The sequence below is a fragment of the Streptomyces sp. WZ.A104 genome (genome assembly GCF_002382885.1).
GTDB lineage: Bacteria > Actinomycetota > Actinomycetes > Streptomycetales > Streptomycetaceae > Streptomyces.
In genome coordinates this window covers 1-9,030 of sequence record NZ_NWVL01000135.1, presented here as the reverse complement: position 1 = coordinate 9,030, position 9,030 = coordinate 1, and the positions used below count along the sequence as shown (strand labels likewise).

10 protein-coding genes are annotated in these 9,030 nt (G+C 72.7%); 8 read left to right on the top strand and 2 right to left on the bottom strand.

Annotation, left to right across the window (positions count from 1 at the left end; genetic code table 11):
• The 3 genes from CIB93_RS36200 to CIB93_RS36190 form a co-directional block, all read left to right on the top strand.
• Window positions 1-908: pseudouridine synthase (locus CIB93_RS36200; protein ID WP_096633030.1), on the top strand; the 908-nt coding region annotated here is incomplete at its 5' end.
• A gap of 142 nt (window positions 909-1,050) precedes the next feature.
• Window positions 1,051-1,803, top strand: coding sequence for an NUDIX domain-containing protein (locus CIB93_RS36195; RefSeq protein WP_096633029.1), 753 nt, complete (start codon window positions 1,051-1,053; stop codon window positions 1,801-1,803).
• The gene (locus CIB93_RS36190) at window positions 1,800-2,825 is read left to right on the top strand and encodes an ADP-ribosylglycohydrolase family protein (protein ID WP_096633028.1); all 1,026 of its coding nucleotides are present in this window, start codon (window positions 1,800-1,802) and stop codon (window positions 2,823-2,825) included. The genes CIB93_RS36195 and CIB93_RS36190 overlap by 4 nt, the downstream gene beginning before the upstream one ends.
• On the opposite strand, the gene CIB93_RS36185 is transcribed toward CIB93_RS36190, so the two are convergent.
• Window positions 2,826-3,560 carry a DNA polymerase beta superfamily protein gene (locus tag CIB93_RS36185; protein WP_096633027.1) on the bottom strand — a complete coding sequence of 245 codons (735 nt, stop codon included), beginning with the start codon at window positions 3,558-3,560 and terminating at the stop codon, window positions 2,826-2,828. It lies immediately after the preceding gene.
• Between the two features lie 81 nt (window positions 3,561-3,641).
• Window positions 3,642-4,058: a Rieske (2Fe-2S) protein gene (locus CIB93_RS36180; protein ID WP_096633026.1), complete on the bottom strand. Its 417-nt coding sequence runs from the start codon at window positions 4,056-4,058 to the stop codon at window positions 3,642-3,644.
• Window positions 4,059-4,347: 289 nt separating this feature from the next.
• Between CIB93_RS36180 and aroH the strand changes: the two genes are divergently transcribed.
• From aroH to der, 5 genes are all read left to right on the top strand, one after another.
• Window positions 4,348-4,710 carry a chorismate mutase gene (gene aroH / locus CIB93_RS36175; RefSeq protein WP_096633025.1) on the top strand — a complete coding sequence of 121 codons (363 nt, stop codon included), beginning with the start codon at window positions 4,348-4,350 and terminating at the stop codon, window positions 4,708-4,710.
• Window positions 4,707-5,792, top strand: a complete 1,086-nt coding sequence (locus CIB93_RS36170; protein ID WP_096633024.1) for a prephenate dehydrogenase — start codon at window positions 4,707-4,709, stop codon at window positions 5,790-5,792. Before aroH ends, CIB93_RS36170 begins: the two co-directional genes overlap by 4 nt.
• 122 nt (window positions 5,793-5,914) lie before the next feature.
• On the top strand, window positions 5,915-6,610 hold the full coding sequence (gene cmk, locus CIB93_RS36165; protein WP_096633023.1) for a (d)CMP kinase: 696 nt from the start codon (window positions 5,915-5,917) through the stop codon (window positions 6,608-6,610).
• A complete protein-coding gene (locus tag CIB93_RS36160; RefSeq protein WP_096633022.1) occupies window positions 6,607-7,263 on the top strand; it encodes a 1-acyl-sn-glycerol-3-phosphate acyltransferase in 657 nt (218 codons plus the stop codon). Before cmk ends, CIB93_RS36160 begins: the two co-directional genes overlap by 4 nt.
• Before the next feature lie 68 nt (window positions 7,264-7,331).
• Window positions 7,332-8,804 carry a ribosome biogenesis GTPase Der gene (gene der / locus CIB93_RS36155; RefSeq protein WP_096633021.1) on the top strand — a complete coding sequence of 491 codons (1,473 nt, stop codon included), beginning with the start codon at window positions 7,332-7,334 and terminating at the stop codon, window positions 8,802-8,804.
• Window positions 8,805-9,030: the final 226 nt, after the last annotated feature.

Sequence of the window (9,030 nt, the reverse complement as noted above, 5' to 3'; positions counted from 1 at the left end):
CGGCGGCGCGCGGCGGCGCCAAGGGCGGCCCCAAGCCCGCGCAGGGCGGCGGCCGCAGCGGCGGTTTCCGTCGCGGTGCGCCCTCGCGCCCGCGTGAGCTGGACGCCAAGATCGAGCAGCGCAACCGCGACCGGTACGCGAACAAGCCCGACATCAAGCTCCCCAAGACCCACCCGGGCGCCGAGCAGGAGGGCGAGCGGCTGCAGAAGGTCCTCGCCCGGGCCGGCATGGGTTCGCGCCGCGCGTGCGAGGAGCTGATCGAGCAGGCCCGGGTCGAGGTCAACGGCGAGATCGTCGTCGAGCAGGGCATGCGCGTCGATGTGCACCAGGACGAGATCAAGGTCGACGGCCTGACCGTCGCCGCGCAGTCCTATCTCTTCTTCGCGCTGAACAAGCCCGCCGGGGTCGTCTCCTCGATGGAGGACCCGGACGGCCGCCAGTGCCTCGGCGACTACGTGACCAACCGCGAGACGCGGCTGTTCCACGTCGGTCGGCTGGACACCGAGACCGAGGGCATCATCATGCTCACCAACCACGGTGAGCTGGCCCACCGCCTCACGCACCCCAAGTACGGCGTCAAGAAGACCTACCTGGCCGCCATCCAGGGCCCCCTGCCGCGCGACCTCGGCAAGCGGCTCAAGGACGGCATCCAGCTGGAGGACGGCTACGCCCGCGCCGACCACTTCCGCGTGGTCGAGAACACCGGCAAGAACTACCTGGTCGAGGTGACTCTCCACGAGGGCCGCAAGCACATCGTGCGCCGGATGCTGGCCGAGGCGGGCTTCCCGGTCGAGCGCCTCGTACGGACGTCGTTCGGGCCGATTCCGCTGGGCGACCAGAAGTCCGGGTGGCTGCGCCGCCTGACGAACACCGAGGTCGGCATGCTGATGCGCGAGGTCGGTCTCTAGTCGCACCAGTTCCGCTGGAAGCCGGGTTCCGCTTGAAGGCCCGTGGCCGGTCCTGTTCAGGATTCTCGAACAGGACCGGCCACGGGCCTTCTGCCGTCCCCGTCCATCCTTTATAGTCAGAGTGACTATTAGGAGGGATTCCGTGTCCGAGGGCTACGACCCGCACGCCTTCGCCCCGTTCGCTGTCACCGTCGACCTCGCGGTCTTCACCGTCCGTGAGACCCGGCTGCACGTGCTGCTCGTCGAACGCGGCCAGGAGCCGTTCCGGGGCAGGTGGGCGCTGCCCGGCGGGTTCCTCCTGCCGCGCGAGTCGGCCGAGGGTGCCGCCCGCCGCGAACTCGCCGAGGAGACCGGTCTCGGCCCGGGCGCCGTCGGTGCCCTCCACCTCGAACAGCTGCGCACCTATACCGACCCGGACCGCGACCCGAGGATGCGGGTCGTCTCCGTCGCGTACGCCGCGCTCCTGCCGGACCTGCCCGAACCGCACGGCGGCGGGGACGCGGTGAGCGCCCGTTGGGAGGACGCGGCCCGCACCGGACCGCTGGCCTTCGACCACGACCGGATCCTCGCCGACGCCCGCGACCGGATCGGCGCCAAGCTCGAATACACCTGCCTGGCCACCGAGTTCTGCCCCGCCGAGTTCACCCTCGGCGAGCTCCAGCAGGTCTACGAGACCATCTGGGGCGTCGAGCTCGACCGCCCCAACTTCCGGCGCAAGGTCCTGGGCGCGCCCGGCTTCGTCCGGCCCGTCGAAGGCCCCCCGCGCCGCACGGGCGGACGCGGGAAACCCGCCGCGCTCTACCGGGCGGGCGACGCCACCGCCCTGCACCCACCGCTCCTGCGCCCGCCCGCCACCAGGCCCCAGCCCGCCGCACGGAAAGGACGAGACGGATGACCGTCACCACCCCGCCCCTCACCAAGCAGGCCGCCACCGGCGTACTCACCGGGCTCGCGCTCGGCGACGCCCTCGGCTTCCCCACCGAGTTCAACGACGTCCCCTCGATCCTCGCCAAGTGCGGCCCCTGGCGGCGGATGGAGCTGCCGAAGCCCGCCTTCGTCACTGACGACACCCAGATGACCATCGCGTTCGGCCGGGGCATCCGCACCGCCATGGACAGCGGACTGCTCACCCCCGAGCGGATGGTGGGCCCGGTCCGCGCGGAGTTCGTCGCCTGGTACCACTCGCCCGACAACAACCGCGCCCCCGGCCGCACCTGCCTGGAGGCGTGCGAACTGCTCGACGGCGACCGGATCTGGCAGGAGGCCAGCCGGACCGGCTCCAAGGGCTGCGGCGCCAACATGCGCGTCGCCCCGATCGGCCTCGTCCCCGGACTGAGCGACGAACAGCGCGCCGGAGCCGCCCAGCTCCAGGCCGCCCTCACCCACGGCCACCCCACCGCGCTGGCCGCCTCCGACCTGCTGGCCCGGGCGGTGTTCCTGCTCGCCCAGGGAGCCGAACCGCTCGGCCTGATCGGCCAGTTGCGCAGCTACGCGTACGAGAACAGCGGCCGCTACCACGCACGGTGGCTCGGCGACCTGTGGCGCTTCACGCACGACGCCTCGCCCGAGGCCTTCATCAGCCGTGGCTGGGAGGAGTGCCTGACCGCGCTGGCCACCGTGCAGGACGCCCTGCGCGACCCGTCGCCGGAGACCGACCCCTGCGAGCGGACCGGGGACGGCTGGATCGCGGAGGAGGCCCTCGCCACCGCCCTGCACTGCTTCCTGCTCTTCCCCGAGGAGCCCCTCACCGCCCTGCGCCGGGCCGCCTGCACCCGGGGCGACTCCGACTCGATCGCCTGCCTCACCGGCGCACTGGCCGGGGCGCACCTGGGCGCGGCCGCCTGGCCCAAGGAGTGGTCGGAGCGCATCGAGTACCGCAGCGACCTGCTCTCCCTCGCGGCGCTCTGGGACTCCTGATCACCCTCGGTCCGGGCCGTGGACGCCAGCCGTCCCGGCCGTCTCCCGGGCCGCGGATGCCCGCCGGGTCCGGACCAGGAAGTCCTCCACCGCCGCCCGGTCGGGGCCGGCCGGCAGCGGGGAGCGGGCCGCCGCCTCGTCGTTCTCCTCGGCGAGGCGGTTCATCCGGCGCTCCACCTCCGGCCAGGGCACCTCGCCCCGCTTCACCGCCAGCAGCCCGTCCCGCGCCTCACCGACGTCGACGTGCAGTTCACCGGTCCGCAGCAGGTCCCGGCTGCTCGCCAGCAGCCGCAGCAGATGCGTCGCGTGCTTCCAGCGCGGCGTCCCGTGATTCCGGACGTCCGCCTCCAGCCTCCGGCGCTGTCCCAGCGCGTAGCGGACGAACCGGTCGTGCGCGAGGCGCGACAGAAACGCCGAGCGCAGCGCCAGCAACTCGCGGCCGGTGTCGTCCACGTACTCCACCAGCGGCGAGTGCAGGCACTCCAGGGCGTTCGGGTTGGCCCGCAGCGCCAGGTCGCAGAAGCGTTCCAGCTCCCAGGAGAACTGCTCCGGTGCGGGGCCCTCGACATGCGTCGGGGGCTTGGTGAAGCGCCAGAACAGCGCGGTGGGCGCGAGGAACACCCCGCGCCGGTCCGTATCGCTGTCCTCGGTGGCCAGCCCGAACGCGCGCGAGCCCATCACACAGGCGTAGACCGTGTGGTCGCGTACGAGCGTCTCGTCGGCAATGGTGATCATGGCCGGGAGGCTACGGGAGGCAGGGCCGCCCCCGCCCGCCCATTTCGGGGGCGTGCGCGGCTCCCGGCCCGGGCGGACCGGTCAGGCCGAGCGGATCGTGCCGCCCGAGACGGTGATCTGCTCGGGGGGCAGCGGACGGGGCGCCGGGCCTGCCTCCACCGCCCCGTCCGCGATGCTGTACCTGCTGCCGTGGCAGGGACAGTTGATGGTGCCGTCACGCACCGTCGAGACGAGGCAGCTCTGATGGGTGCAGACGGCGGAGAACGCCTTGAACTCGCCTTCCACCGGCTGGGTCAGCACGATCTTCTGCTCCTTGAGGATCGTGCCGCCGCCGACCGGGACGTCCGCGGTCCCGGCGAGTTCCGCGCCCTCCGACGCGGTCGGCGTACCCGTGGCCTCCCCGGCCCCGCCCTCGTCTCCGGATGATCCGCAGCCGGTCGCCAGGGCGGCGGTGCCCGCCGCGCCCGCGACCAGCACCGTCCTTCGCCGTGCGTTCATGGGCTCTCCTTCGGTGACGGGGGTGGGGCGGTGGGTGCAGGCCATCGTGGCGGCGGAGCGGCCCCAGATGAAGCAACCGGGCGGACCGTACGCCCGCCCGAGTGGCAGATAGGGTGATTTCGGCCGACATCGAGCCGGTACGCGCACCTCACGAGGGGCACAACCATGGCCGGTAACGATCTCGGCGGCCCGTCCGTCTCACGGACGGAGCACCGAGATCACCGCCGCCCGGACACCTCTAGGCTGACAGGCACGAGCGAGCGGCGAAGAGTGACTGAGGGAGTACGACGTGGCGGTACGAGCGGTCCGCGGAGCCGTCCAGCTGGACCGGGACGAGGCCGGGCACATGGACGAGCGGGTCGGTGAGCTGCTGACGGCCGTCCTGGAGCGCAACGGGCTCGTCGCCGACGACCTGATCAGCATCTGGTTCACCGCCACCCCGGATCTGCACAGCGACTTCCCGGCCGCCGCGGCCCGCGGCCTCGGGATCGTCGACGTCCCCCTGATCTGCGCCCAGGAACTGGACATCGACGGGGCCATGCCCCGGGTCGTCCGTATCCTCGTGCATGTCGAGACCTACCTCGCGCGCGCCGAGATCAACCACGTCTACCTCGGCGCCACCGCCGCCCTGCGCAAGGACATCGCCCAGTGAGAACCGCCCTCGTCATCGGAACCGGGCTCGTCGGCACCTCCGCCGCCCTCGCGCTCGCGGGCCGTGGCATCCACGTCCACCTCGCCGACCACGACCCCGAGTCCGCCCGCACCGCGGCCGCGCTCGGGGCCGGGACCGACGGGCCGCCGGAGGGCCGCGTCGACCTGGCCGTCATCGCCGTACCGCCCGCGCACACCGCAGCCGTCCTCGCCGACGCGATGCGCGACGGGGTGGCCCGCGGCTACCTGGACGTGGCCAGTGTCAAGGGCGGCCCGCGCCGCGAGCTGGAGGCGCTCGGCCTGGACCTCACCCCGTACATCGGTACGCATCCGATGGCGGGCAAGGAACGCTCGGGACCGCTGGCCGCCACCGCGGACCTCTTCGAGGGGCGCCCCTGGGTCCTCACCCCGACCCGGGACACCGACACCGAGGTGCTCAACCTCGCCCTGGAGCTGGTCGCCCTGTGCCGGGCCGTCCCCGTGGTGATGGACGCCGACGCCCACGACCGGGCCGTCGCCCTCGTCTCGCACACCCCGCAGCTGATCTCCTCCATGGTCGCCGCCCGGCTGGAGGAGGCCGACGAGACCGCCGTACGGCTGTGCGGCCAGGGCATCCGCGACGTCACCCGGATCGCCGCCTCCGACCCCCGGATGTGGGTGGAGATCCTCTCCGCCAACCCCGGCCCGGTCGCCGACGTGCTCGCCGGGGTCGCCGCCGACCTGGAGGAGACCGTGACCGCGCTGCGTGGCCTGCACTCCGCCGACGAGCAGAAGCGCAGCGCGGGCGCCGACGCCATCGAGGACGTCCTGCGCCGGGGCAACGCGGGCCGCGTCCGGGTCCCCGGCAAGCACGGCGCCGCCCCCGCCGCGTACGAGACCGTGGCCGTCCTGATCGGCGACAGGCCGGGCGAGCTGGCCGCGATCTTCGCCGACGCGGGCCGGGCCGGGGTCAACATCGAGGACGTCCGCATCGAGCACGCCACCGGCCAGCAGGCGGGCCTGGTCCAGCTCATGGTCGAGCCCAGCGCCGCCCCGGTGCTCGGCACGGCGCTCCAGGAGCGAGGCTGGTCGATCCGCGGCTGACGGTCCCGTACGGGGGCGGCCCCGGCCTCCCCCGTACGGGGTACAAGGGCCCGCCCGGTACTCGGTAACCTGGTACGAGGCCGTCGCGCGGCCCCTCCGTCCCCGCCCCGTGTACCAGGAAGGTGTCCACCACCGTGGAAACCGCAGGCTCCTCCGTGATCGTCGCCATCGACGGGCCCTCGGGCACCGGCAAGTCGAGCACCTCGAAGGCCGTCGCCGCCAAGCTCGGCCTGAGCTACCTGGACACGGGCGCGCAGTACCGGGCCATCACCTGGTGGATGCTGAACAACGGCATCGACGTGAGCAACCCGGAGGAGATCGCCACCGCGGCCGCCAAGCCCGTGATCGTCTCCGGCACCGACCCCTCCGCCCCGACGATCACCGTCGACGGCGAGGACGCCTCCGGGCCGATCCGCTCCCAGGAGGTCACCTCCAAGGTCAGCGCCGTCAGCGCGGTCCCCGAGGTGCGCACCCTCATCACCGCGCTCCAGCGCTCCATCGCCGCGGCCGCGCCCGGCGGCATCGTCGTCGAGGGCCGGGACATCGGCACGACCGTGCTGCCCGACGCCGACCTCAAGATCTTCCTCACCGCCTCCCCGGAGGCCCGCGCCGCCCGCCGCAGCGGCGAGGTCAAGGGCTCGGACCTGACAGCCACCCGTGAGGCCCTGATCAAGCGGGACGCGGCCGACTCCGGCCGCAAGACCTCGCCGCTCGCCAAGGCGGACGACGCCGTCGAGGTGGACACCACCGAGCTGACCCTCCAGCAGGTCATCGAGTGCGTCGTCACCCTCGTCGAGGAGAAGCGGGTCGCCGCGTGAGCGATGCCACAGCCGCGCCCACCCTGCGCGGAGCGGCCGTCGGGCGCACCATCGGCATCGGCCTGATGTACGGGCTGTGGAAGCCCCGGGTGCTCGGCGCCTGGCGCGTCCCCGCCACCGGACCCGTCATACTCGCGGTGAACCACTCCCACAACATCGACGGACCGATGCTGATGGGCACCGCGCCCCGGCCGGTGCACTTCCTGATCAAGAAAGAGGCGTTCGTCGGGCCCCTGGACCCGTTCCTGCACGGGATCGGACAGATCGAGGTGGACCGTACGACCGTCGACCGCACCGCCATCAGCCACGCGCTGGGCGTCCTGGAGAACGGCGGGGCGCTCGGGATCTTCCCCGAGGGCACCCGGGGCGAGGGAGACTTCGCCTCGCTGCGGGCCGGACTCGCGTACTTCGCGGTGCGCGGCGGAGCGCCGATCGTTCCCGTCGCCGTCCTGGGCAGCACCGAGCGTCGTGGACGGTTGATACGAGGGCTGCCCCCGCTGCGCAGCCGGGTCGACGTCGTCTTCGGTGACGCGTTCGACGCGAGTGCCGGCGACGGGCGGCGTACGCGCAAGGCGCTGGACGAGGCGACCCTGCGGATCCAGGCGAAGCTCACCGCCCACCTGGAAAGTGCCAAGCGCCTCACCGGGCGATAGGCCAGACTTGAGTAGTGGACCGCGCTGATCGCGGTCCATCGATGATGATGCAAAGAGGAACGGACTTCATGAACGACCAGATTCACTCCGAGGGCTCGGGCCACGAGCACGGAGCACTTGGCGATGCCGAGTTCGCGGAGTTCATGGAGCTCGCCGCGCAGGAGGGCTTCGACCTCGAAGAGGTCGAAGGCGCCCTGGACGAGGCCGGTCACGGCCCGCTCCCCGTCCTCGCGGTCGTCGGCCGCCCCAATGTCGGCAAGTCGACCCTGGTGAACCGGATCATCGGCCGCCGCGAGGCGGTCGTGCAGGACAAGCCCGGCGTCACCCGCGACCGCGTCAGCTACGAGGCCGAATGGGCCGGGCGCCGCTTCAAGGTCGTCGACACCGGCGGCTGGGAGCAGGACGTGCTGGGCCTCGACGCCTCCGTCGCCGCCCAGGCCGAGTACGCCATCGAGACGGCCGACGCGGTCGTCTTCGTCGTCGACTCGACCGTCGGCGCCACCGACACCGACGAGGCCGTCGTCAAGCTGCTGCGCCGGGCGGGCAAGCCCGTTGTGCTCTGTGCCAACAAGGTCGACGGCCAGAGCGGCGAGGCCGACGCCACCGCCCTGTGGTCGCTCGGCCTCGGCGAGCCCTACCCGGTCTCCTCGCTGCACGGCCGCGGCACCGGCGACATGCTCGACGCGGTCCTCGAAGCCCTCCCGGAGGCTCCGGCCCAGACCTTCGGCAACGGCGTCCTCGGCGGCCCCCGCCGCATCGCCCTGATCGGCCGCCCGAACGTCGGCAAGTCCTCCCTGCTGAACAAGGTCGCGGGCGAGGACCGGGTCGTCGTCAACGAACTGGCGGGCACCACCCGCGACCCGGTCGACGAGCTGATCAAGCTCGGCGGCATCACCTGGAAGTTCATCGACACGGCGGGCATCCGCCGCCGCGTCCACCTCCAGGAGGGCGCGGACTACTACGCCTCGCTGCGTACGGCCGCCGCTGTGGAGAAGGCCGAGGTCGCCGTCGTCCTGATCGACTCCAGCGAGTCCATCAGCGTCCAGGACCAGCGCATCATCACCATGGCCGTGGAGGCCGGGCGCGCGCTCGTCGTGGCGTTCAACAAGTGGGACACCCTCGACGAGGAGCGCCGCTACTACCTGGAGCGCGAGATCGAGACGGAGCTCGCACAGATCTCCTGGGCCCCGCGCGTCAACGTCTCCGCCGTCACCGGCCGCCACATGGAGAAGCTGGTCCCGGCGATCGAGACCGCCCTGGAGGGCTGGGAGACCCGCGTCCCCACCGGCCGGCTGAACGCCTTCCTCGGTGAGATCGTCGCCTCCCACCCGCACCCGATCCGCGGTGGCAAGCAGCCGCGCATCCTCTTCGGCACCCAGGCGGGCACCAAGCCGCCGCGCTTCGTGCTCTTCGCCTCCGGCTTCCTGGAGCACGGCTACCGCCGCTTCGTCGAGCGCCGGCTGCGTGAGGAGTTCGGCTTCGAGGGCACCCCGATCCACATCTCCGTCCGGGTCCGCGAGAAGCGCGGCCGCAACAAGTAGCACGACGGCACGACGAAGCCCCGGACCGCCCCCGCTGACAGGGAGCGGTCCGGGGCTTCGTGCGCTCAGGAGTCCCGCAACCCCGGCGGCAGCGCCGCGGGACGGGGCCGACTCGCGTGCCGGCCCACCCGCTGCCAGGAGCCGAGGCTCCCGGTGTGCTGGCTCTGCCCGCCGTGGCCGCCGTGGCCGCCGTACCCGGACGGGGCCTGGTGGCCGCTCAGCGGGG

What these genes read in the sequence shown, in the direction of transcription:
- der (WP_096633021.1), top strand. Translation starts at nt 7,332, where the DNA reads ATGAACGACCAGATTCACTCCGAGGGCTCGGGCCACGAGCACGGAGCA.
- CIB93_RS36185 (WP_096633027.1), bottom strand. Translation starts at nt 3,560, where the DNA reads ATGATCACCATTGCCGACGAGACGCTCGTACGCGACCACACGGTCTAC.
- CIB93_RS36180 (WP_096633026.1), bottom strand. Translation starts at nt 4,058, where the DNA reads ATGAACGCACGGCGAAGGACGGTGCTGGTCGCGGGCGCGGCGGGCACC.
- CIB93_RS36190 (WP_096633028.1), top strand. Translation starts at nt 1,800, where the DNA reads ATGACCGTCACCACCCCGCCCCTCACCAAGCAGGCCGCCACCGGCGTA.